The following is a 23,830-nucleotide window of genomic DNA, read 5'->3' on the forward strand; positions in this document are numbered from 1 at the left end:
CCAGTAGCGAGACGAGCTGCGAGCCCTCGTCCTGGATCTCGAAGGCGCCCTCGAAGAAGCTCGGCTCGCTCTGCAGCGAAGGGCCGCGCCCATCCGCCCCCGGCAGGAAGCGGATCGCATCAGGGGACCATGCCCCCGCCTCCGCTCCAAGATGAGCGAGTTCCGCCAACACTTTGGCCTGATTCGACTTAAGGCGATTGACGCGGATATCGATCGGCGCACGATCGGCCAGTGCGGCGCCTTCCGACACGGCCTGCTCGCCAAAGCTCGCTGAGAAAGCAGGCCAAAGCCACTCAGGCACATCGGCGCGGACCCAGCCCGGTGCGTCGTCGAGATCGAAGGTGATCAGCCGGGTCGCCTCCTCGCGCGTCAGCGGCGCGGGCGCGTGGTTCTCGCCCGAGCACAGTTCGGCGATCTCTTCCATCCGGAGTTCGCGCAGGCCGGCGAGCATGCCGAGAACCATCGCGCGCGAGGTCTCCTCGCCCATGGCGAAGGCCGAGGAGGAGCGGCGGCGGAGCGCGTCATAGACCAGGGTCGCAATTGCGGCACGATCCTTCGACCCGGCAAAGCGCCGCGACAGACCCCAATCCTTCAGGGCGTCGGATGCCGGCCGGCGACGCTGTATGATATCGTMCAGCACCTCGATGGCGGCGCTGRTGCGGGCGGCAGGGGTCATTGCGTCGTTCCGTCTGGTGCCGGCGTGTGCGGCATAATCTCGGCGCTGTGGTGTCATATAGACGAGGCAGGGGCAACAACGTCTCGACCGGATACTTGAGGCGAAGGCATGTCCCGGACATTCCGTCCCGGTTGAGCAGACGTTCTGCTCCGCCGCTCACGGGCGCTCATGACCTGGCCACCACTCCGGCCGATCTTGCGGCACTCTCCCCGAATGCCGCAATCCGCATGGCGAGCCGGGCTTCCCGGGCTTACGGTCCTCATCGCAGGATGATCCGGCAACCGAGGCTGGTTGCGCTTGCTGCGTCCAGCTTGAAAATCGACGTATTACCATGTGAAGCCGTCTGCTTGACGAAGCGTCGTCGTCAGCGGCACACCGGGGGCGATCGCTCCGATCAAGTGGAAACCACGCCATGCAGCGCTTTTGCCGAATCACGCTTGCCGGTCTTCTTGCCCTGGCCCTCACGGCCTGCGCCACAACACCGCCGCCAGACCTGACGCCGCCCCCGCAGAAGCGCCTCGACGCCAAGACGACGCTCGAAAACAAGCGCTGAGCCCGCAGCCGATCACAAGCGTCGCTCTGGCTTGGCCGGGCGACGCTTCTGCCGGGCCTCTCGATCGTCGTCCGTCAGGACGCGCCACGATACAGACCGGACGGGCAGCGCCCCCGCGCCTCGCCACAAAGTTGTCCTTGCGGCACAAGACCACTTCACGGAGCTGTCATATCGTCTGATCATGGTCGCGCGCTCTTGCCGCGATCAGGGAACAGATCCGATGAAACAGACGCTACTTTCGGCCACGATGCTGGCCGCCCTTGCCTGCGGCGGCGTTGCTGCCACATCGCCCGCCTTCGCCCAACCCGTGCCGACCCTCGATGGGAAGAAGCCCCTCATCGTCGGTCACCGCGGCGCCAGCGGCCACAGGCCCGAGCACACGCTCGAATCCTACAAGCTGGCGATCGAACAGGGCGCCGATTTCATCGAGCCGGATCTTGTCGCGACCAAGGACGGCGTACTCGTCGCACGGCACGAGCCGATGCTGAGCGGCACCACGGACGTTTCGGAGCGACCGGAATTCGCTGCTCGCAAGACTGTCAGGAAGGTCGACGGTGTCGACACCAATGACTGGTTCGCCGGGGATTTCACCCTCGCGGAGATCAAGACGCTGCGCGCCAAGCAGGCGATGCCCGATCGCGACCAGTCGCATAATGGCAAGTTCCCGATCCCGACGCTGCAGGAGATCATCGATCTCGCCAAGGCCGAAAGCACCCGGACCGGCCGCACCATCGGCATCTATMCCGAGACCAAGCACCCGATCTTTCATGCCGCGATCGGGCTGCCGCTCGAGGACCGCCTGCTCGATCAGTTGAAGGCGGCCGGCTGGACCGAAAAGTCCTCGCCCGTGATCATCCAGAGCTTCGAGACGGCCAATCTCAAATATCTGCGCGGCAAGACGCAACTGCGCCTCGTCCAGCTCGTCGATGCCGATGACGTCGACAAGGATGGCGGCATCGTGCTGGCCGCGCCCTTCGACAAGCCCTACGATTTCGTCGTCACCGGCGACAAGCGCACCTTCAAGGACCTGGTCACGGCCGACGGGCTGAAGGAGATCAAGACCTATGCCGACGGCGTCGGACCGTGGAAGCCCTATATCCTCGCCGGCAAGCAGACGATCGGCGAGGACGGCAAGCCGAAGGATCTGAACGGCGACGGCAAGATCGACGAGCAGGATCGGGTGCTGATCGCGCCGACCAATGTCGTCAAGGACGCGCATGCGGCCGGACTCTTCGTCCATACCTGGACGTTCCGCAGCGAGCCGAAGCGGCTAACCTCGAATTTCAAGAGCGATCCCGCTGCCGAGTACAAGGCCTTCTTCGATCTCGGCATCGACGGGCTGTTCTCGGACTTCCCCGATGCCGCCGTGAAGGCCCGCGACGCCAAATAAGCCAGCCCCAACGATCAGCAGCCCGCCCCGGATCACCAGGGCGGGCTTTCTCTTGCACATTTCAGCGGGAGATCAATCGCAGACCCGCGTCGTACGCCTGATCTCGCCACGCGGCGTTTCCTCGATGGTCCTCACGGTGCGGCAATCGCCGCGCCAGCTGCTGCGCTCCCAGCGGGCGCGATCGCGCATGCGCTCTTCGCGGCGGATTTCGCGGTCGATGGCGCGCTCGCGCGGCGAGCGTGGATCGACCGAGACGCCGCCCGGTCCAATGTTGATCGACTGGGCATAGGCGCCGCTCGTCGCAAGCAGGACAGCAGTCATCGTCGGAATGATGAATCTCATGATGCGTTCCTCCATTCTGCAGGCAAGAACGGGGTACATCCCGAATTGTTCCGGAATTTGATCGCGCCGATAGTGGAGAGATACGGGGGGCTATCTCTATCTATGCCTGTTGGATCAATCGCCATGGCAGCGTCCACTATGGCAGACGACGCTCGGTCCTCGCTCTAACCTTGACGCAGTTGCGGCGCGCCGAGGGTTCGGCGCGCCGCATGGTTCAAGTCTTGCCCGGCCTCAGTGCAGGATCTGGCTGAGGAAGAGCTTGGTGCGTTCGTGCTGCGGGTTCTTGAAGAACTCGTTGGGCTCGTTCATCTCAACGACCTGGCCGGCATCCATGAAGATGACGCGGTCGGCGACCTGGCGCGCAAAGCCCATCTCRTGGGTGACGCAGAGCATGGTCATGCCCTCCTCGGCCAGGCTCACCATGGTGTCGAGCACCTCCTTGACCATCTCGGGGTCGAGCGCCGAGGTCGGCTCGTCGAACAGCATGATCTTCGGGCTCATGCAGAGCGMGCGCGCGATCGCGACGCGCTGCTGCTGGCCGCCCGAGAGCTGGCCCGGATATTTCAGCGCCTGCTCCGGGATCTTCACGCGCTTGAGATAGTGCATGCCGATCTCCTCGGCATCCTTCTTCGGCATCTTGCGCACCCAGATCGGGGCGAGCGTCAGGTTCTCCAGGATCGTCAGATGCGGGAACAGGTTGAAGTGCTGGAAGACCATGCCGACATCGCGGCGGATCTCGTCGATCTTCTTCAGATCATTGGTCAGCTCGGTGCCATCGACGATGATCTGGCCCTTCTGGTGTTCCTCGAGCCGGTTGATGCAACGGATCATCGTCGACTTGCCCGAGCCTGAGGGGCCGCAGATCACCAGCTTCTCGCCGCGCGCCACCTTCAGGTTGATGTCGCGCAGCACATGGAACTCGCCATACCACTTGTTGACCCCGATCATCTCCACGGCCGTATCCGTGTTCAGGGAGGTCTGCTTCAGCCCGACAGGGCGATCGGCCGTCGCGCCGTGATCTCCCGGGCGAGGGTGCGCGGTGGTCGCATGTGCCATGAAGAGCTGATCCGAAGTGAGTGTGTCCGTGGGCCGAGCATAGGAACCGGGCCCCGGCGGGCAATCCGCCGGCAGGCATGACTTCATGCCGGAATGTTATGCCGCCGGGCGAGGGCGACCGCGACGCCGGGGAACGCCCCTCAGCGGCGCCGTCGATGGCGCCGCTGCTCCAGGCGAGGCTCCCGTTCTGACCCGGCTGCTCCATGGGCGCRGGGCGCGGCGGCGATTGGCCCGGGCGCCATGCCGTGATCGCATCGACTGTGGCATCCCTGCTCCTTGTGGACTCCGGGCGGGTAACAAAAGCGTAATCGGGTAGAGAAAACCCTGTACAAATTTGCGTATTTGACGTTTCACTGCCCCGCTTTCTCAGAGGATATCAGGCTTTTAAAAGGTATTCATTCCTCTGGTGATTTTTTGATCATAAAATCTGTCCGAGATTAAAGTTTGATCGGAAAGATCTGACTGTAGTGAGTATTTTAGTTGCAGTTCTTGGTCATCGTCCACTTCTGGTAGAGGGCATCGCAGCTCTGCTGAAACGTCGCGCGGGATCGCGAGATCGTCAGCGCAGTCTTGCTCGGCGAGATGACGATCACGAGGCCTGCACGAAACCGGATGGGCAGGATGGGGGCTCGCAACGCGTCGAGGCGGTGATCGCAGCACGGGCGTTACCGCCCGGGCGTGCCTGAACTCTGCGCCGACCCGTGACCGGATGGAAGGACTGCCGATGCACATGATCCCGATCGTGGCCGCTGTTTCCGCCCTCGCACTCACCGGTGTCGCCCAGGCCCAGGCTCCGCCTGAAGAAGCTGCTGTCGACCGCGAGGTCGGGCTCAGTCCCGTGGCTGCATCGGGACCCTTGAGGAACCGGTCGGTGATCGTCGTCGATATCCGCGCGCTGCCAAAGCCGGAACGGCTACGCGTCACCCGGATCGTCGCAGCACGCGGCGATGACGAACTGCAGAAGCTCCGGACGGCGATCGATGCAGCACCGCTCCTCGCCCTTGCGCTTCGGGCGCAGGGGCTGTCATCGCTGCAGGTGCTCGTCGCCGAGACCGGTGCCAATGGGCGGCTGACCCTGATCACCAGGAAGAGGTTCTGACGGCGATGGCGGCCGGCAGCGCCAGGGGGCGTGAACGCCCTGGCCTCGTCGCGGCGGCTGTATTCCCGGCTGGCGACCTTATCGGCATGACCCGGCAACCCCATATCCTGGCGACCGGCGCAAGCGCGCAACCGGCCAGCCGGAGGCGTTCATGGACATCGTCGTCACGCAGCTCGAGCACAGCGTTTGGGAAATGAAGGACCGGCTCGGTCGCCATTTCGGAACGATTGTCGCGGAGCGGGATGACGACTTCTGGATCGGCCCGCAGAACCGCGGCGTGCTGGCGCTCCCCATGATCCGGTTCGGCCCCTACGCCTCGCTTGGCGCCGTGATGACCGCTATTCAGGCCTATATGCGCTACGAGACCGGCGACCTCAATCAAAGGACGAGCTTCGCTCCGCGGCGCCCCCGCGATCGCTTCACGGTCGTGCCTGTCAGCCCGTCGGCAGGCCGCGCCTGAGGCGGGGCCAAGATGACGCGGGCGGGCTGCTTGCTTAATCCGCCGATTGAGCGTCCAGTGAAGCGGCCGTCTCGCTTCGGACCGAACTGAGACCAGCCCCGACGCCGACCTTGCCTCGGCCCACCGCAATTCCAGTCGAGCCCGGCAAGGCCAGGCATTTGGCGCGATCCCGCGCCATGTCCGATGCCGCTTAGATGATATCGCCGGCGGCCTGACCCAGGTCTCCGGACGATCGCTCGCGAAGCGGCGACCAGCCTCGGCCTTGGCCTCAGCTTTAGCCTCAGCCTTAAGGTTCAGCCTCTCCGCGGATGGTCCGATCCCGGCAACATGCGATGGAGACCACCATGACAAGCCTGTGGCTGAGYTTGGATCATTGCCGCGCGCTCGGGCTGTGGATGGCACCGCGCTATCCCGCCTGGCTCGCTCTCTTCACCCTTGCCGGAGCCTTCGCCTTGATTGCGGCGGTCGTGATGCATTGAAGCGCCATCCGTGACCGGTTCCGCTAGGCGTCCAGATAGGCCTTGACCTTGCCCAGGCGCACGGCGGCCTTGAGGGCGGCATGGTCGCGCTCCGCCTGGTCGGCATAGCTCACCGAGAAATCGCCCAATGCCTCGTCGAACTGGTCGTTCGATCCGAGATAGCCGCTGATGCCGTCGGCGTTGCCGGCAACAGCATGCGCGCGTGCCAGCACCCAACCGCAGGCGAGGGCGTAGCTCAGGAGCAGCTCGGCGTCGAAGGTCACGACCAGCGGCTTGATCTTGGCGTCGCGCAACTGCCGCACATAGAACTGCTTGCCTGAAAGCTCGGCGGTGACCCAGCCCAGGAACAGATCCGATGCAGGCTGCATCAGGCGCTGCCCGACGACGACGCGCTGACCGTGCAGGGAATAGGCGCTCGTGCCGGCATAGGGCTCGAGCACCGAGGCCACCGCCTCCTTGAACTGCAGGAACAAGGGGTCGTTGCAGGAGGACATCATCAGGACAACCCAGCAGCGGCGCCCGACACTKCCGACGCCGACGACCTTGATGGCTGCGTCGACCAGATGATAGCGGTCCAGCAGGACGCGACGGTCCTCGGACAAGGTCTCCCGGTAATCGCGGAAGATCCGCTTCAACTGCTCCTCGAAATCCGGACGCCGCGATCCCTCGGGATGGTAGATCAGGGGCGGCATGTCGCGAATGCGGACGCGACCGCCAACCATGTCCGTTATCTTGGGAAAATCGGTTTCCGAGCCGTCCTGCTGGGCCGCCTTCGCGATCCGCTTCTGAATTCGGCCGCGTTCGCGCGCGGGCGCCACGGAGACGAGATCGTCTCCCGTGACGCGCGCGTACCAGACGTCGAGCGGATGCATGTCCGCGTAAGTCGCAAGGTGCCTGCGGTAGCTGCGCACGCAGGCGATGGCGGTGTCCCGCGCGGTCCTGGCCGGCAATCCGATCGACCGGGCCGCGAGGACGAACGAGGTCGCGAGCCGCTTGATGTCCCACTCCCAGGGGGCGGGCAAGGTCTCGTCGAAATCGTTGATGTCGAAGAGGATGTTGCGTTCGGGCGTGGCAAAGCCGCCAAAATTCATCAGGTGGCAGTCGCCGCAGGCCTGCACCTGGATGCCGGTGTTCGGCGTGGTGCTGAGATCGGCTGCCATGATGCCTGCTGATCCCCGGTAGAAAGCAAAGGGCGACTGCAGCATGCGCCCATAGCGGATGGGGACGAGCTCGGGAATGCGATCGGCATCCGCCGCCTGAAGAAGGGCGAGCGGGTCGGGGCGGCTTCCGTTCGGCGCCCATGTCCGATGCTGCGGGCGGGGGACGCGATCGCGAAGCGCCTTTCCGGCCTCCATCCGCTCCGCCAACGACATCACCCGCGTGAATTCATCCGGTAGCGGCCGATTGGTGAGGATCTCGTCGGCGCTGGCGCCGTGCAGGACCTCCAGCTCAGACCTCTTTGGCGACGCGAGCCTGTTCGATCTTGCAGACATGACGCCCCCACACAGAAAACAGCCGGTGCAATCTTTGCGTAAGGTACGCCTTTTCGCGAATTCGAGAACTGCCTTTGAGGCCCTGATCGCACCGAATTGTCGGCTCGTTCCGCGCGTCGTCTCTCCGGTGTGGGCAGCGCCACGCCACAACCGCCGCGCCTGGCCGGGCATGGCCCAATGTCCTTGCAGTATCCCCCACCGCATTGGCCGTGATTTTTCGAGGCACAGGCCAATTGGCCCGCGGCTTGTGCTTGACGGATTGCCCGCTGCCGCGCTTGCTTGCCAGCCAGGGATGGTGKAGAGCACCATGCGCCGCGAAAAGCCCAGCCCGATACGCGCCGATACGCAAGGAACCAGCCGTTCTGCAGGGTCGGTCCGGCCTCGGGCGCCCGGCGCGAGCGCAATCCCGCGCATGGTCGTGAATTGGCTGGGTAGGGTTTTCACCGGCCGCGCTGCCCGCCCTTGGTCCGACGACCAGCGCAGCATATCGACGGCGTTCGGCGACCCCGCTTCGACCAGGCTGGGACAATCCTTCGGCGCGGCTGCCGATCAACATCCCGGCCTCTCCGGCTTCAGCCTCCTGATCCACGGGCGTGAGGCCTTCATCGCCCGTCTCGCGCTGGCCGACCTGGCCGAGCGCAGCCTCGATATGCAGTACTATTCCTGGGACGGCGATATCACCGGCCGCATCATCGTCGACAGCGTGATGAAGGCGGCCGATCGCGGGGTCAGGGTTCGTCTTCTCGTCGACGACGCCTTCTACAAGGCCAGCGATGCCGTCAAAGCCGCCCTCGACGCGCATCCCAATGTCGAGATCCGCCTGTTCAATCCGGTGACAAACCGGCGCTGGTCTGCGCTCGACTATATCGTCGATTTCGGCCGGCTGAACCGCCGCATGCACAACAAGCTGATGGTTGCCGACAATGCTGCGGCGATCGTGGGCGGCCGCAATATCGGCGACATCTATTATGGCGTGAACACGATCGCCAACTATCGCGATCTGGACGTGCTGGCGGTCGGGCCTGTCGTGCGCAATCTGTCCGATGTTTTCGACCGGTTCTGGAACAATCCCTCGACCGTGCCGATCGCGACGATCGTCGAGCGCAGCTATGGCGCCGCCGATCTCGATGCCATCCTCATTCGCCTGCGCGCGGAGATCGCCGCCGCCGAATACCCTTATCCGATCGACCAGGACCTCGACGAACTGGCACTCCAGAGCGCGGAGCTTCGCGACAATCTCGTCTGGGCACAGGGCCGGGTCATCGCCGACGATCCGGAAACCATCGCGCCGGGCATCGAGAGCGACCATGTGGTTGCGTTCATCCGCGGGCGTGTCGCCGAGCTGAAGCAGGAATTGCTCGTCGAGACGCCGTATTTCGTGCTTCCCGCCAGGGCGCAGGCAACCGTCAAGGCGCTGCACGAGCGCCATGTCCGGGTGCGCGTGCTGACCAATTCGCTGGCTTCGAACGACATGCTGCCGGCGCATTCCGGCTACGCCAAGACCCGCCGGCGGCTGTTGGAGAACGGCATGGAGCTCTACGAGCTGCGCCCGGATACCGACGCCTACCGGCCGGGCTGGTCGCTCCGTTCCGGCCGGTCACCTGCAGCCTTGCATACCAAGGCCATGGCCTTCGACCGGCAGGCCGTGTTCATCGGCAGCTTCAACCTCGATCCGCGCTCCGCCGTGATCAACACCGAGGCCGGGCTCTATATCGAGAGCCCGGAGCTGGCGGAGAGGCTGGTCGCCTACATGGCGACCGGCGTCGGGCCCGCCAACAGCTACCGTGTTCTGCTCGAGCCGAATGGCGGGATCGTCTGGGAGACGGCGCGGGAGGGGCAAAGCGTCCACTATCGGGGCGAGCCCGAGACCCGTTTGCGCCGGCGCCTCGTCGCCGACCTGTTGAAGCTCCTGCCGATCGACTCGCAACTCTGACGCCCACAATCCGGCTCGCGCGGGCAATGTCCGGGTGCTCGTGGGCGGGGCATTCATCGCGAGCGTCCTTGCCGGGGCGGCCATCAGCGCCGTGCGACAGGGGCAGGGCTCACGGGCTGCGCTCCCGTTGCAGTGACTGGGGCCGCGCCACGGCTTCCGATGCCATGTCGCCGCGAGCCGTGGGCGGCGGTCCGGCGCGCAGTGCCGCGACAGCGTCCCGCGCGCTCTCATAGGCGAGTTGCAGCGGCGCGAACTCCTCGTAGCTGCATCGGCGCTTGTAGCCGAGGGCTGCCATGTCGATCGCCAGGACGCCGAGTTCCTGCGACAGCCCTTGCGCGTCGGCTGGATCGGTCGAGGCGCCGGCGCGTTCCGTGATGTCCTTCAGGCGGGACAGGATCCCGCCCATCGGATCGGCGCCGCCCTGGTTGAGGAAGCCGCCGGCGGCGGCGAGCATCGAGCTGATGACCCCGCCGACCAGCACGACATTCCAGATCTGTTCGCTGAACAGGGTCGACCAGCTCGTGTCCGTATCTTCCAGATAGGCGGCGGTTCCGGGGTGAAGCGGAAAGCGTGCGTCCTTTTCGCTGTCGGGCGGGGTGATCAGGCTGGCCAGCGGAATCTCGCGCGCCAGCTCGCTGCGCCGTTCGAGCAGGCCGCGCGTCACCTCCATGATCGCGTTGTTGTAGAGCCGCACGCGCATGGGGCCGGTCGAGGCGCGATTGGCGGCCARCGCGGTTGGAACCCCGACCGTGTCGACATCGTCGTCGGGAATGGACAGGCGCGGAAAGGCGTTCTTCTCGATCGTCTCGGAGCTGGCGGCCGGTGTGTTCTGCTTCAGGGACTCGCCAAGCTCGATGCTGAGGATGGTCGGGGGAGTCTTGCGCTTGTCGCCGACCGCGGCAACCACGTCCCTGACCACGGGATCGGCGGGGACGCCGAGCACGACGACGCAATCGAGCTGTCCGCCGGCGACGAGCCGGGCGACATCCTCGGGCTTGATGATCGTCATGCGGACATCTGCCGGTGTGAGGCCCACCATGTCGAGCAGCCGGACGAAAGACGGCTCGTCGAGCGGTGAGCGGGAGACAAGGCCGAGGCGCTTGCCCTTCACGTCGGCGAGGGTCTCCAGCTTGAGCCTGGCCGGTGCTGCAGCGATCATGAGATTGGTGCGCAGCATTGCGACCAGTGCAGCCCCGGTCGGCAGGGGATCGTCGAGCCGCAGCACGGCGAGGTCGACCTCCCGTTTCTCCAGCAGCTGACTGCTTTCGTGCATGTCGGCCGTCGTGACCAGGTCCAGGCGCGCCCCGGCCCGGTTGACGTCGAGCAGGCGATTGAAGGCGATCAGCAGCTTGGCATCGATCCCGTCCTTGGGGCCGGCCGCGACGCGCAGATGCAGGGGCTGCGACCAGGAGAGATAGCCGACGACGGCGGCGGTGAGCAGCGCGAAGGCCGCCGCGGCGATCAGCAGGAGACGCGACATCGAGATGTTCATGGCACATGTCCCGAACTGCGCCTCGCTTCGAAGACGTCGGCTCAGCCCCTGCAAGCCAGGATAAGTCGGACCCTGAACCCATTCAGCAGGGGCAGCCCACGAGCTCGGCAGGGCAAGCTTAGCGCACTATACGGCCACGTCATCCATGGCATTGGCACGTGCTCCGCTCTCGCAGGGCTGCAGAGCCGGGCATTCGGATGGTCGGGATGGCGAACTGGCGCAGGAGGCCAGCAGGAATGGCGCCGAGGCGCGTCGTGTAACGGCCAGGTTCGGCCTTCATGGCAGAGGCCAAGCATGTCGGCTCTCCCGCTCCATTACGAATTGACGCGGTCTCCTTCTCAGTCACAATGAATTCTGCGTGGCCTTTGTCGACAACAAATGTTCGCCGAATATCAAATCGATGATTACATAAATCGGTGCATCGGTATACTGATCTACGGAAGATAAATTCTGGGCTTCCGAATTTAAGTTCTGACATCTCTAGCGGAAGCGGGAGACTGAAATGAATAAAATTGCAATTGGATTGTCTCTGGGTGTTCTTCTTGGTTTTGGATCTGTACATATCGCGATGGCCCAGGGTTCGCAGCCAGCGCTGACCGAAGCTGAGGCTCAAGCCATTGGGGTCGATGCCTATCTCTACTTCTATCCATTGCTCTCCATGGACGTAACCCGCAAGCAATCCACGAACATCGAGGCCGGAAAAGAATTCGGAAAGGGCCCGATGAACATGTTCGTGAACGTGCCGGCGTTCCCGCCGGCCGATATGAAGGTCGTCGTCCGGGTTAATTTCGACACGCTCTATTCCATTGCGTGGCTCGATCTGACCAAGGAACCGCAGGTCGTCTCCGCACCCGACACGGGCGGCCGTTACTATCTTCTGCCCATGCTCGACATGTGGACCGACGTCTTCGCATCGCCGGGATGGCGGACGACGGGGACGCAAGCCGGCAATTTCCTGATCACACCTCCTGGCTGGACCGGGACGGTACCAGCCGGGATGGCGCGTATCGGCGCGCCGACGCCCTATGTCTGGATCATCGGCCGGACGAAGACGGACGGTCCGCCGGATTATGAGGCCGTTCACAAGGTCCAGGCCGGCTACAAGGTTACGGCCCTGTCCGACTGGGGCAAGGCGCCGAAGCCGGTCGAGGTGAAGATCGATCCCAGCATCGACATGAAGACGCCGCCGAAGGTTCAGGTCGACACCATGCCTGCGGCTAAATACTTCGCCTACGCCGCCGAGTTGTTGAAGCTTCATCCGCCGCATTCCACGGATCAGCCGATCATCGCTCAGATGAAGCGCATCGGCATCGTGCCGGGCGAGAGCTTCGATATCGACAAGCTCCCGCCGGCGGTAAAGAAGGGCCTCGAAGCTGCACCCGAGGCCGGGCAGAAGCTCATGGAATGGAAGATCCCGACGCTCGCCCGGGTGGCGAACCATTGGTCGATGAACACCGATACCATGGGCGTCTACGGAAACTACTATCTCAAGCGCGCTATCGTTGCGCAGGTAGGCCTGGGCGCCAATCTCCCCGAAGATGCGGTCTACCCCCTCAATCTCGGTGACGAATCTGGCAAGCCGCTCGACGGCGCCGGCAAATACACGCTGCATTTTGAAAAGGGCGCCCTGCCACCCGTGAACGCCTTCTGGTCGGTCACGCTCTACGACCCGGAGGGATTTCAGGTCGCCAACAGTCTCGATCGCTTTGCGGTCAGCAGCTGGATGCCGTTCAAATTCAGCGCCGACGGATCGCTCGACCTGTATTTCCAGAATGCCAATCCGGGCAAGGACAAGGAGGCGAACTGGCTTCCGGCGCCGAAGGGCGAGTTCAATCTGACGATGCGGCTCTACGGCCCGAAATCCGAGGTCTTGACCGGCAAATGGAACCCCCCAGCCATCACCAGGGCGCAGGGGCTTCCGGCCGTGGTGGGCCAGTAATCCCCAGGAGAGGGCACCGGAACGAACCCGCTCCGGTGCCCCGGCATGTGAAGCCCTGGATCTCGCGGTTGCCCCGCGTGAGTGAATGGCGCGGAGGCTGCGGTCGGTCAGTCAGCCCTGGTCGCGGCGGGGCGATCCGCAAACGCCCTTCGACCGGACTGGACCCTCTAAGGCATCGGCCCGAAAAGTGGATTGCGGTTTTCGAGAAAGACGATGCAAACACAAAGGGTTAGATCAACGAACCGGATACGATTTCCGGTCCGATGATCCAGGACGTCAGTTACTCCAGACCGCAGGCTCGGCGGTGATCGAAGACGGCCATCGGCGGTGTCATTCGCGATGAGGGCATTGGACCCTTCTGGAAGCCCGAAAGCCCCGCTCGGGCTGCGACAGTGATGACTGCAAGGTGTATTATCCCTCGGAAACGGGCCGGTCGCCGGCCCGAGAATGCGCTTGTGCTCCCCGCCGGGGGGCTTGCCGCGTCCCAGAAGGATTTCTCAAGACATGGCAGACCCACGCACATTGGCGCAGGCGATCGTCAATACGATCCCCGAGCCATTTGTTGTGCTCGACGATCAGCTTCGTGTCCTGGCAGCGAGCAACGCCTTCTGCACCGCCTTCCGCATCGATCCTGACGAAGCGCCGGGCCGTCCGCTCTCCACGCTGGGCGACGGCCAATGGGACATCGCTGCCCTTCGCGTTCTTCTGGAACGGATCATTCCCACGCATGCCGTCATGGACGGGTTCGAGGTCGAGCATGATTGTCCCGATCTCGGCCGGCGGACCATTCTCCTGAATGCCCGGCAGATGGTCGACGAAGACGGCTCGGCCACAAGGATCCTTCTCACCTGCACCGACGTCACGGCGCGTCGGGCGGTCGAGCGGGAGAAGGAGGAGCTTCTCAGGYAAACCGAAGAGCTGCTGCGCCAGAAGGATGTCCTGCTTCAGGAAATCCAGCACCGCGTCGCCAACAGCCTCCAGATCATCGCCAGCATCCTGCTGCTGAAGGCGCGGGCTGTCTCATCGGAGGAAACCCGCCAGCACCTGAAGGATGCGCATCAACGCGTCATGTCGGTCGCCGAAGTGCAGCGGCATCTCCACACCTCCGAGGCGATCGACCAGGTCGAGGTCAGCTCCTACCTCACCAAGCTTTGCGGCAGCCTCGCCTCGTCAATGGTCGGGGAGGGCCAGCCCATCACGGTCAAGGTGATGGCGGATTCAGGAGCGATCCGTTCCGATCAAGCCGTGAGCCTCGGCCTCATCGTCACCGAGCTTGTCATCAATGCCATCAAATACGCATTCCCCGTCGTCCGGGCCGATGCCATGATCCTCGTMACCTACGAGATCAACGGTGCCGACTGGAAGCTGATCGTCTCCGATAATGGCATCGGAAAGACGGCAAGCGACGCCGGCACCGGACTGGGCACGGCCATCGTGCAAGCGCTCGTCAAGCAGCTCGACGCCGTCATGGAGGCGCAGAGCGGGGCCGGGGGCATGAAGATTTCGGTCACCCGGGCGAGCTTCATCTCGCGCATGCCGAGCGCGGCCTGAAACTCCCTTGAGGTCTCCCGGGCGCTGGATGCGATGAGCAGCCTATTGCCCGGACAAGCTGCGTGATCTGTCGTCGCAGACCTACCTGCTCGTCGGTTCGCCTCTGCCCTCTTCTCGCAATCCAGGCCAATATGGTGCCAGTTCGGGCAACAGGATGCCGCGCGAACGCCCTTGTCCATCGTTGCGGGAAACGCACTCCGGCCCTGTCCCTCACAAGGCGCGGGCAAGCGCCGCGAAAAGGGCGTCGTCATTGATCTCGAGGCGCTGACGAAAGCTCGGCTTCGAGCGCGCGCTCAGCACCACGACGACCAGGCGCTTCTGCGGATTGATGTGGATGTACTGGCCATAGATGCCCTCGGCCTGGAAGGTGCCCTTGAGCGCGGGATCATCGAGGACGGGAATCCACCACATATAGCCATAGGGGATGAGGGTGTCGCCGATCGGGAAGGGCGAACCCGCTTCGCCGGTCCAGCAGGCGCAGGCCCGTCCATTGGTGCCGCCGCAAAAGCCGCGTGGCCAGGTGATCGCKGGGATTTCGCAGGAACCGACCGTCTTCAATCCGCTGATGCCCGGCAGCGAGGTCGACCAGGGCGTCTGGTGGCAGCTTTTCAACCCGCTCTGGTCGATCGATCCGCAGGGCAGGCTCGTCGCCGATCTCGCGACCGAGGTTCCGAGCGTCGGCAATGGCGGGCTTTCCGCCGACGGGCTGATCTGGAAGATCAAGCTGCGCCGGGACGTGAAATGGCATGACGGTACGCCGTTCACCGCCGAGGACGTCAAATACACGCGGCCGCGACATCCTCGCCCGGCTGATGATGGGCGGGCGGATCTCGCTCGCGATCGGCTTCACCGCCATGGCGATCGCGATCGCGGCAGGGACCGGGGTCGGGATGATCGCAGGCTATTACGGCGGCATCATCGGCTCGCTCCTGATGCGCTTCGTCGATGCGATCCTGTGCTTTCCGACGATCTTCCTGCTCCTGGCGCTGGCCGCACTGGTCAAGCCCGGCCTGCTCTCGATGACGCTGCTGATCGCGGCGACATCCTGGATGAATGTCGCGCGCATCGTCGAGGCGCAGATCAGGGCGCTGCGCGACCAGGATTACGCGGTCGCCGCCAGGGCGATGGGGGCGTCGAGCCTGCGGATCATGTGGCGCAACCTCCTGCCCAATGCGGTCGCGTCGATCGTGGTCGCAGCGACGCTCAATGTCGCCAAGGCGATCCTGCTCGAATCCTATGTCAGCTTTCTCGGCTACGGCATCCAGCCGCCCAACGCGAGCTGGGGCAATATGCTCAACAACGCGCAGATCTACCTGTCGAGCGCGCCCTGGCTTGCCATCATGCCCGGTCTCGCCATTACACTGGCGGTGACGAGCTTCAATTTCGTTGGTGATGGCCTGAGGGATGCCCTCGACCCGCGCATGGAGATCAGCTGAAGACGTCGCCGGGGCGTGGTGACGCCTTCTGGCGCGGCCGGCAGCGGCCGGCTCCGCGACCCGGACACATAGCAGGAGGTCGCTTTGACCCGCAGGCTCCCCTCATTGAATGCGCTGCGCTGCTTCGAAATCGTGGCGGCCGAGCTCAGCATCAAGAAGGCCGCACTCGCTCTGCATGTCAGCGAGAGCGCGGTGAGCCGCCAGGTCCGCATCCTGGAGGAGCAGCTCGGCGCCCAGCTCTTCCTGCGCACTCACAATGGCCTGGAGATCACCGATGCGGGCCAGCGTCTCGCGGTCAGCGTCAAGGAGGCGTTCGATCATATCGCCAATGCGGTGAACCCGTTCCAGAACGACCGCGAAGCCGTGACCATCAAGGTGCTGCCGACCTTCGCGCTGCGCTGGCTGCTGCCGCGGCTGCGCTCCTTCCAGGAGCGGCACCCGCTGATCAAGGTGAATGTCCAGACGCGCCTGAACGACATGACGCTGAACGATACCGATGCCGATCTCGGCATCCGCTATGGCGTCGGCAACTGGCCGCGCGACTACACGACCGAGCTCTATGCGGAATGGATCCTCCCGGTCTGCGCACCGGGCTATCTCGCCGGGCGCCAGGCCAGCGAGACTGACCTCGCCCAGGCGACGCTGCTCCACCCCTTGCCGGATCGACAGGACTGGGCGACCTGGACGGAGAAATCGGGGACGAATCTCGATCCGCGCAGCGGCCTCGATTTCGACGCCCTCGACATGGCGCTCAGCGCCGCCGAAGCCGGGCTCGGGGTCGCCATGACCGATGTCGTGCTGGCCCATGAGGCGATCCAGGCCGGCAGGCTGGTCGTGCCGCTGCGCAAGGCGGTGCCGACCGGCGCCTCCTATTACCTCGTCCGTCCGCCCGACATGCGGCGCCGGCGCGAGGTCAAGCTGGTCGACGAATGGATCTGCGACGAAATCTCGTCGGCGCGCGATCTCGTCCGTCTCTACGCGGCCTGACGCTGCCGCCCTCCCGTCGGTCGGCTGCCTCTGATTTTGTCCGGGCGGCCTGCAAAAATTGAAATCGACTGGCCCTCGGGAATCCGGTGCGAGTGCCCGGCCGGCGCGAGCCGGGGCCTGCGCCGGTGTGCATGATCCGTTTTGGGCTGAAATGGGCTCGCGCCAAGTGGTTGTCTGGTCAGATTTATTTCCTGATGTCGAAGTCATTTTTGAATTAGTCGAAAGTAATAATCGACACTACGAATGATGTTTAAAATGTATGTTTGTACATCATTCCCGTGTTGTTGACGGTTAATAAGGATTGATCGATACGAAGCCCCATGAACCACGCCGCTATTGTTCGATGCGGCATGTTTTTGAATTTTCATGAGGGCGTGATGAAGCTTCGAAGCGATCCAATGGTGAGCCGCGTGGTCCCGGCGCTGCTGGGCATGGGGATGTTCGGCCTGGGCGCAACGGGCGCCCTGGCTCAGGGCGCCGCGCCGACGCGCGTGCAGCTCGACGAGATCGTCGTGGACGGGCAGGGCACGAAGAGCGAGGTCCCGCCCCCCTTTGCCGGCGGCCAGGTGGCGGAAGGGGCCAGGCTCGGCCTGCTCGGCAATACGCAGACCCTGAAGTCGCCGTTCAACATGACGAGCTACACGGCAGCCCTGATCCGGAACCTGCAGGCGGCGACGGTCGCCGATGCGCTGATCCTCGATCCCTCGGTGCGCAGTTCGCACCCGTCGGGCGGAATCGTGGATTCCTTCAACATTCGCGGCTTTCCGATCTCGGAAGGCAATAATGGTGAGATCGCTTTTGACGGCGTCTTCGGCGTTGCCCCGAACTATCGCGTCTTCACCGATTATGCCGAGCGGATCGAGGTCCTGAGGGGGCCCGCGGCGGCTCTCGGCGGCATCGCCCCGAATGGCGGTATCGGTGGGATCATCAACATCGTGCCGAAGCGGGCGGAGGGCGATCTCACCCGGATCGGCGCGGAGTTCGCGTCAAAAGCCTATGGCGGCGCCACATTCGACGTCGCCCGGCGCTATGGCGCGGGCCGCGAGTTCGGTGTCCGGGTCAATGGCAGCTTGCGCGGCGGCGATACCGCCGTCGACCGGCAGTACAACGGCACGGGCATCGGCTCGCTCGCGCTCGACTACCAGGGCGAGCGCTTCCGCAGCTGGCTCTATGTCCTGGCGCAGCGCGATTACTGGGACGCGCCCACGCGACCCTTCCTGGCCAGCCCCGGCGTTGCGGTGCCGGCGGCCCCGAGCGGGCGGCGCAACGTGATCCAGCCCTGGGAGCATTCACGGATCGACGACGGCTCGGTGCTGTTGAAGAACGAGTACGATCTCACTGATAATGTGACGGTTTTCGCCAATGTCGGCGGCTCGCAATCCCATGTCGACCGGTTCTTCGGCAACTCGCCCTTGCCGACGATCCTGAACGGCCGAGGCGATGTCACCTACACCCCGCAATATCTCGATCTGGCGATCGGCCGGCAGACCTATGATGGCGGCCTCCGGGCCCGCTTCGAGACGGGCTTCATCAAGCATGAGCTGACCTTCCAGGCGTCCTATTATCACGACGAGATCGAGCGGGCATTGACCGCCGGCCGGCCCGTGAGTTCGAACATCTACGCCCCCGTCCTGACCCAACCACAATATGCGACCCGCGTCCCCCGCGCGCGAACCTCGGACAGCGATCTCACGAGCGTTGCGCTGGCCGATACGCTCTCCATCCTGGACGAGCGCGTCCTGCTGACGCTGGGGGTGCGCCGCCAATCGGTGGAGACGAACAATTACTCGACCACGACCGGCGCCGTGACCTCGTCCTATGACGAGCAGGCCACGACCCCGGTGGTCGGACTCGTGCTGCGTCCGCTGAGCAACGTCTCGCTCTATGCGAATTATGTCGAAGGGCTGAGCCGCGGCGATATCGCGCCGACCAATGCGACCAATGCCGGCGAGGCCTTCGCGCCCTATCGGGCAAAGCAGTACGAGGCGGGCGTGAAGGCGCAGTTCGGCACGTTCGGCGCCGGCATCAGCGCCTTCCAGATCACCAAGCCGAGTGCCGAGCTGAGCGGCAGCGGAGTCTTTTCGGTGAGCGGGGAGCAGCGCGTGCGCGGTCTCGAGCTCAATGTTTACGGGGAAATCACCCCCGAGCTTCGGCTGCTTGGCGGCGCCACCCTGCTGGATGGAGAACTGACGAAGCCGGCGCTCGCGGCCAATCTCGGCAACCGGCCGATCGGCGTTCCCTCGATGCAGCTCAATCTCGGCGCCGAATGGGATCTGCCCTGGGTGAAGGGGCTGACCCTGACGGGCGCGCTGATCCACACCGGCAAGCAGTTCATCAATACGGCCAACACCCAGTCGCTGCCCGACTGGACAAGGGTCGATCTCGGCGCGCGCTACGCAACCGAGATCGCCGGGCGCAAGACGACCTTCCGCGCCACCGTCCAGAACGTCGCCGACACCAGATACTGGTCGAGCGTCGCCTCGTTCGGGACGTTCTATGCGGGTGCGCCGCGCACCTTCCGGCTCTCGATGTCGGTCGACCTGTAATGGCGGGTCGCGGCGAACTCGATCGGCGCCCCGGTATCGGCGCATGCGGGCAGGGGCTCGCGGCGCTCCTGCACTGCCTCGCCCTGGTACTCGTGGTGATCACGAGTGCCGTGCCGGCATCGGCCGAGCAGGTCTCCGTGACCGATGTGCTCGGGCGCGTCGTCACGGTGGCGGTTCCGGTCCAGCGCGTGATCCTGGGTGAGGGGCGGCAGATCCACGCCGGCGCCGCCCTCGACCGGGAGGCGCCGTTCCGCCGCATCGTCGCCTGGCGCGACGATTTGCAAAAGGCCGATCCGGACAGCTACCGCGCTTATCTCGAGCGCTATCCCATTATTGCGGCGCTGCCGGCGCTCGGGGCCATGAGCGAGGGTAATCTCGATATCGAGACGGTGATCGCCCTGAAGCCCGATGTGCTGTTCCTCAATGTCGAGGCCCAGATCGCGAGCGCGGAGACGAAGCTTGTCGAAAAGCTCGCTTCCGTCGGCATTCCCGTGGTCTATGTCGATTTCCGCCATGCGCCCTTCGTGAACACGGAACCGTCGCTCCGGCTGATGGGCCGCCTGTTCGGCCGCTCGGAGATCGCCGAGGAACTCATCGCCTTTCGCTCTCGCGAGATCGCGCGCGTCACCGATCGCCTGGCCGGGGTGGCCGATCTCAGGCGGCCGCTCGTCATGGTCGACCGGATACCCGGCTATTCCGACGATTGCTGCATGACGTTCGGGCCGGAGAATTTCGGCAGAATGGTCGAGGTCGCCGGTGGGCGGAATCTCGGCAGCCTCCTGCTGCCCAGCACCTTCGGCACGGTGAACCCCGAAACGATCATCGCCATGAATCCCGATGTGGTGATCGCGACCGGCGGCAATTGGAGCGCGCTGGCGCCGGGCGGCGCCTGGGTCGGGCTCGGGCCAGGCGCGGACCTCGCGGAGGCGAAGCGAAAACTCGCCAATCTCGCGAAACGCCCGGCCTTCGCCCATACGGCCGCGGTGAAGAGCGGGCGCGTCCACGCGATCTGGCATCAGTTCTACAACAATCCCTATCAGTTCGTGGCGATCCAGAGGATCGCCCGCTGGCTCCATCCCGATCTGTTCCCGGATCTCGATCCCGAAGCCACGCTGCGCGAACTCCACGAGCGCTTCCTGCCGCTGCCCTATCAGCCGGGCTACTGGGTCGAGCTTGGCGGGGAGGGAGGAGCCGGCCACGCCGCGCCCTGATTGCCGGCGGCCGGCTCGCGCGCTTCGGCACCGGCGTAGAGCCGGCATCCAAAAAAGAGGGGCCGCTGGGGCGGCCCCTGCCTCCGAGAGGTGCTTGCCTCTCAGCTGTGATGTCGCCGCATCGCCGGTGCGTAATATTGATGCTCACGCAGCTCCTTCATGTGCTCATGATAGGCGCGATACTGCTGCTGCTCCTGCAGGGCGAGCGGGTTCTCGTACTGCTCGTGGATGATGCTTTCGGGGCCGAACTCGTAGGCCTGCGCCGTGTTGGCCATCCCGAACAGCGCGAGAAGGCCTCCGACAAGGGCAATCCTGTAAGTGATCATGACTGATCTCCTGCGTTCCAAAGCACGAGGCCGGGTTGAAATCCGACTTCGTATCCATATTACCGTCGCGAAGCTGAAATGTTCATGCAAATAACCGTGATCTGATTTCCTGCGAAATTCATCAAATACGCAAATTGCCGCCTCAATGTGGGATTCAATCTTGGATTAAATCTCTGTGAACAGAGCATCAAGGAATGACAGTACCTCGCAGTCGCGAAAGATTTTGTGCTGCAGCGCACTCGTCATTGACTGAGACGGCGAGGGCGGGTTGGGGCGCCGGAATCGCCGCCCTTCCGCCCAGGGGCCGAACCGGCCGCTATCGCTTGCGCATGATGGGCGCAATCATCCTCCGCGACTGCGTCAGGTGCGAGAGTGTCAATCGAGATGCCCTGGGGACGCTGAGCGACGGTGAAACCCTTGTTCAGGCAAGCCGTTACGCAGCGTGAAACATCTCGTATCTGGCTTCGTTCCGCGAACAACAAGCCCGGCGAGTAGACGCTGCTCATGCAGGTCGCCTTGGCGTTGTCGCTCTCTCGATGCAGTTCGACACTGAACATTGTCTCCCCGATGCATCCCGAGAGAACCGCAACTGACGCGATGACAAGGGCATATCGGGTGTTGATCATCGCGGCTCGCGGGCAAGGCAGGAGGAGAAACCGGGTGAGCATGGCATCGTGACATGAAGGTCCACGTCAATCAGGTGCACGATATGGTCTCATGAAGTGCTGTCGGTACCGTTGCGCTCAACTGACACCGGAGATGGGGGGCGTCGTATTCGCGGATTCCGGTTTTCCTCTTCTGAGTTCCTGCACCACGCCACGCTCTGTTCTTTGAAACCGAGGGCGGCGCGGGCTCCCAGATGAAACCGGTCATTGGACCGGAAACTACAACCAACCTATTGCGCAAATGACGTCCAGACCGACATCGCCGTAACGGTCAGGCCGAAAAGCGAATAGAGCAATGACCCAGATAGCTCCTTCAAGCTCGCTGCGAGCGACGCATCGTCGGAATGTCCGCCCTCCATTCGCTTGACGAGCGTTTGCATCGCGACAAACGCGCCTGCGAAGAAGAAGCTTGCTGCGCCGATGTGTTGAAGGGGCCCCATGTCTTGAAACAGGTCCGGGAATCGCACGCTTGCGGCCGCAATCAGGATGCCCAAAAGGAAACTCACCGAACCAACGGCCTTTGCCACCCTGGAAAAACTCAATTCCATCTCCTCGTATCGCGGTGCTGGGGACGTAGCGCAGGACTGTAAACAAAGCTGCTCGGCGGCTCCGGCGGGATTTCTGCGAAGGGGGGCGCGCAGATCACGAAAGGGCCGAGAGAGTTCTGGGGTGGAGGCTGGCCGTTTCCATGTGCCGCGGGAACAATGGGCGCACCCGATCCTTCCACGCCGCGATGGTCGAAGCTGCGACCCAGGGCTGTGCCTGGCGATGGTTGTGTCGGCACTCATCTCCGTCCCGGCCAGGCGCTCACGTCTGCGTGACGGTGTAACCAAATCGCCCCGCCGAGCGATCTCTCCCCAAAGCCGCCTGGGGCGGCTGCGCCGGAGAGACGAGATGCACCACGAAACGATGTCACCGGTCCGCAGCACGGGGGCGGCCGAAGACGATCTCGGCACAGGACGCGCGCTCGTCGCGAACGGCGAGAGGGACGGGAGACGCGCCATGCTCGGCAGGCGCAGCTTCATCCTGCTCGCTGGCGCGGTGCTCGCAGCATCGGGTGTCCGGGCCGATATGCCCCGCCCGGTCAACACGCTCGGCTCACCGGACGGGCTCGCGATCCGCGGCTACGATCCCGTCGCCTATTTCCACGATGGCGGCCCGAGGCTGGGCAGGCCGGAATTTTCCGTCGCCCTTCACGGCGCCACCTGGCGCTTCGCCAGCGCCGAGCACAAGGCCTTGCTCGAAGCCGATCCGGCGCGCTACCTGCCGGCCTATGGCGGCTTCTGCGCCTATGGCACCTCGCGGGGCTATCTCGTGAAGATCGAGCCGGAGGCCTRGTCCATCGTCGATGGCACGCTCTACCTCAACTACGATCGCGATGTCCGGAAGACCTGGCTCGGCGATCCCGCAGGGTTTATCGCCAAGGCCGAGCGCCATTGGCCGCAATTGAACGCTGGTGCAGGTTCCAGGGGGTGATCGCGGGTCCGCTGACATCGCGACGGCCATGGATGAGAACGGCGGGAATATCGGCGATCTCGGCGATACGGCGCAGGATCTCCTGCCCATTCCGCAGAAACCCGTCATGGGCCCAGTAATGCGTGACGAGCGTCGCAAACGCCAGGCCGCGTTCGTCGTCGGGCGGTTGGCTCGGCGGCTCCCAGCCCGGGTCGAGCGAGATATGGGTCGCTTCCCATGTGTTCCAGGCGCGGGCTGCGAGCACGCGCTCCTGGAGGCCGCAGGTGGCCAGCCGCCTGGCATAGGCTTCGACGACGCGCTCGCCGGGGCGCCGGCCCGAATCCCGCTCGAAACGTTGCCAGGCTTCGGGAAACAGGCGCCCGACGCCTTCGGTGATCCAGTCGACCTCCTCGCGGCTGGTCGTGGTGACCGCGACCAGCACCAGTTCGGAGACCCTGCCGGGATGCGCCTGCGCATAGGCCAGCGCCAGCGTCGAGCCCCAGGAGACGCCCGAGACGAGCCAGGACGCGATACCGAGATGCGTCCTGACGGCCTCGATATCCCCGATCAGCGCCTGCGTCGTATTTCGGTGCAATTCGCCGGGAGCGTCCGAGGCGAGGGGGCGGCTTCGTCCGCAGCCGCGCTGGTCGATCCCGATGATGCAGTAGCGTTCCGGGTCGAAATGGCGGCGATAGCTGCCCGAGCGGAGCCCGCTGCCCGGGCCGCCATGCAGGTACAAGG

General features: G+C 64.3%; 21 protein-coding genes and 1 pseudogene. 14 read left to right on the plus strand and 8 right to left on the minus strand.

Annotated features, from left to right (window positions below):
* A partial coding sequence (locus AC1DRP_RS21695) for an RsmB/NOP family class I SAM-dependent RNA methyltransferase (protein ID WP_476769506.1) occupies positions 1-676 on the minus strand: 676 nt, incomplete at its 3' end.
* 412 nt (positions 677-1,088) lie between these two features.
* On the opposite strand from AC1DRP_RS21695, the gene AC1DRP_RS21700 reads away from it, so the two are divergent.
* Both AC1DRP_RS21700 and AC1DRP_RS21705 read left to right on the plus strand, forming a co-directional pair.
* Positions 1,089-1,229, plus strand: a complete 141-nt coding sequence (locus AC1DRP_RS21700) for a hypothetical protein (protein WP_476769507.1) — start codon at positions 1,089-1,091, stop codon at positions 1,227-1,229.
* A gap of 220 nt (positions 1,230-1,449) precedes the next feature.
* Positions 1,450-2,619 carry a glycerophosphodiester phosphodiesterase gene (locus AC1DRP_RS21705; protein ID WP_476769508.1) on the plus strand — a complete coding sequence of 390 codons (1,170 nt, stop codon included), beginning with the start codon at positions 1,450-1,452 and terminating at the stop codon, positions 2,617-2,619.
* A 72-nt stretch (positions 2,620-2,691) separates the two neighbouring features.
* Here AC1DRP_RS21705 and AC1DRP_RS21710 read toward each other — a convergent pair whose 3' ends face one another.
* Positions 2,692-2,961, minus strand: coding sequence for a hypothetical protein (locus AC1DRP_RS21710; RefSeq protein WP_162768527.1), 270 nt, complete (start codon positions 2,959-2,961; stop codon positions 2,692-2,694).
* Positions 2,962-3,192: 231 nt separating this feature from the next.
* Positions 3,193-3,909: an amino acid ABC transporter ATP-binding protein gene (locus tag AC1DRP_RS21715; protein ID WP_476769517.1), complete on the minus strand. Its 717-nt coding sequence runs from the start codon at positions 3,907-3,909 to the stop codon at positions 3,193-3,195.
* Between the two features lie 832 nt (positions 3,910-4,741).
* Between AC1DRP_RS21715 and AC1DRP_RS21720 the strand changes: the two genes are divergently transcribed.
* From AC1DRP_RS21720 to AC1DRP_RS21730, 3 genes are all read left to right on the plus strand, one after another.
* On the plus strand, positions 4,742-5,116 hold the full coding sequence (locus AC1DRP_RS21720; RefSeq protein ID WP_476769509.1) for a hypothetical protein: 375 nt from the start codon (positions 4,742-4,744) through the stop codon (positions 5,114-5,116).
* Between the two features lie 151 nt (positions 5,117-5,267).
* Positions 5,268-5,576: a BTB/POZ domain-containing protein gene (locus AC1DRP_RS21725; protein ID WP_441506873.1), complete on the plus strand. Its 309-nt coding sequence runs from the start codon at positions 5,268-5,270 to the stop codon at positions 5,574-5,576.
* A gap of 344 nt (positions 5,577-5,920) precedes the next feature.
* Positions 5,921-6,055 (plus strand): hypothetical protein, encoded by a 135-nt coding sequence (locus AC1DRP_RS21730; RefSeq protein WP_441506872.1) that lies wholly within the window; start codon positions 5,921-5,923, stop codon positions 6,053-6,055.
* A 23-nt stretch (positions 6,056-6,078) separates the two neighbouring features.
* On the opposite strand, the gene AC1DRP_RS21735 is transcribed toward AC1DRP_RS21730, so the two are convergent.
* The gene (locus AC1DRP_RS21735) at positions 6,079-7,548 is read right to left on the minus strand and encodes a DUF2252 domain-containing protein (RefSeq protein WP_441506871.1); all 1,470 of its coding nucleotides are present in this window, start codon (positions 7,546-7,548) and stop codon (positions 6,079-6,081) included.
* 412 nt (positions 7,549-7,960) lie between these two features.
* Here AC1DRP_RS21735 and AC1DRP_RS21740 point away from each other — a divergent pair, with 412 nt between their 5' ends.
* Positions 7,961-9,481: a phospholipase D family protein gene (locus AC1DRP_RS21740; protein ID WP_441506870.1), complete on the plus strand. Its 1,521-nt coding sequence runs from the start codon at positions 7,961-7,963 to the stop codon at positions 9,479-9,481.
* Positions 9,482-9,590: 109 nt separating this feature from the next.
* Here the strand turns inward: AC1DRP_RS21740 and AC1DRP_RS21745 are convergent, their stop codons facing one another.
* Positions 9,591-10,973, minus strand: coding sequence for a TAXI family TRAP transporter solute-binding subunit (locus tag AC1DRP_RS21745; protein ID WP_441506869.1), 1,383 nt, complete (start codon positions 10,971-10,973; stop codon positions 9,591-9,593).
* A 502-nt stretch (positions 10,974-11,475) separates the two neighbouring features.
* Between AC1DRP_RS21745 and AC1DRP_RS21750 the strand changes: the two genes are divergently transcribed.
* From AC1DRP_RS21750 to AC1DRP_RS21780, 7 genes and pseudogenes are all read left to right on the plus strand, one after another.
* The gene (locus AC1DRP_RS21750) at positions 11,476-12,912 is read left to right on the plus strand and encodes a DUF1254 domain-containing protein (protein ID WP_476769510.1); all 1,437 of its coding nucleotides are present in this window, start codon (positions 11,476-11,478) and stop codon (positions 12,910-12,912) included.
* Positions 12,913-13,416: 504 nt separating this feature from the next.
* Entirely contained in the window at positions 13,417-14,463 is a 1,047-nt protein-coding gene (locus tag AC1DRP_RS21755) for a sensor histidine kinase (RefSeq protein WP_476769511.1), read from the plus strand.
* Between the two features lie 424 nt (positions 14,464-14,887).
* Positions 14,888-15,250 (plus strand): annotated as a pseudogene (locus tag AC1DRP_RS21760) (ABC transporter substrate-binding protein); the annotation flags it as partial.
* Positions 15,210-15,899, plus strand: a complete 690-nt coding sequence (locus tag AC1DRP_RS21765; protein ID WP_476769512.1) for an ABC transporter permease — start codon at positions 15,210-15,212, stop codon at positions 15,897-15,899. The pseudogene AC1DRP_RS21760 and the gene AC1DRP_RS21765, both read left to right, overlap by 41 nt.
* Positions 15,900-15,983: 84 nt before the next feature.
* Entirely contained in the window at positions 15,984-16,886 is a 903-nt protein-coding gene (locus AC1DRP_RS21770; RefSeq protein WP_441492232.1) for a LysR substrate-binding domain-containing protein, read from the plus strand.
* A 377-nt stretch (positions 16,887-17,263) separates the two neighbouring features.
* Complete coding sequence (locus AC1DRP_RS21775) at positions 17,264-19,432, plus strand: TonB-dependent receptor (protein WP_476769513.1); 2,169 nt, start codon at positions 17,264-17,266, stop codon at positions 19,430-19,432.
* On the plus strand, positions 19,432-20,643 hold the full coding sequence (locus tag AC1DRP_RS21780; RefSeq protein ID WP_441492234.1) for an ABC transporter substrate-binding protein: 1,212 nt from the start codon (positions 19,432-19,434) through the stop codon (positions 20,641-20,643). Before AC1DRP_RS21775 ends, AC1DRP_RS21780 begins: the two co-directional genes overlap by 1 nt.
* 101 nt (positions 20,644-20,744) lie before the next feature.
* Here the strand turns inward: AC1DRP_RS21780 and AC1DRP_RS21785 are convergent, their stop codons facing one another.
* Together AC1DRP_RS21785 and AC1DRP_RS21790 are read right to left on the minus strand one after the other, a co-directional pair.
* Positions 20,745-20,969 (minus strand): hypothetical protein, encoded by a 225-nt coding sequence (locus AC1DRP_RS21785; RefSeq protein ID WP_441492235.1) that lies wholly within the window; start codon positions 20,967-20,969, stop codon positions 20,745-20,747.
* Between the two features lie 895 nt (positions 20,970-21,864).
* Complete coding sequence (locus tag AC1DRP_RS21790; protein WP_476769514.1) at positions 21,865-22,182, minus strand: hypothetical protein; 318 nt, start codon at positions 22,180-22,182, stop codon at positions 21,865-21,867.
* A gap of 346 nt (positions 22,183-22,528) precedes the next feature.
* Here AC1DRP_RS21790 and AC1DRP_RS21795 point away from each other — a divergent pair, with 346 nt between their 5' ends.
* Positions 22,529-23,110: a YHS domain-containing (seleno)protein gene (locus tag AC1DRP_RS21795; protein ID WP_476769515.1), complete on the plus strand. Its 582-nt coding sequence runs from the start codon at positions 22,529-22,531 to the stop codon at positions 23,108-23,110.
* Here AC1DRP_RS21795 and AC1DRP_RS21800 read toward each other — a convergent pair.
* Positions 23,049-23,830: alpha/beta fold hydrolase (locus AC1DRP_RS21800; RefSeq protein WP_476769516.1), on the minus strand; the 782-nt coding region annotated here is incomplete at its 5' end. The two genes, AC1DRP_RS21795 and AC1DRP_RS21800, sit on opposite strands and share 62 nt — an antisense overlap.

Source organism: Allobosea sp. 01N443, from assembly GCF_056399325.1.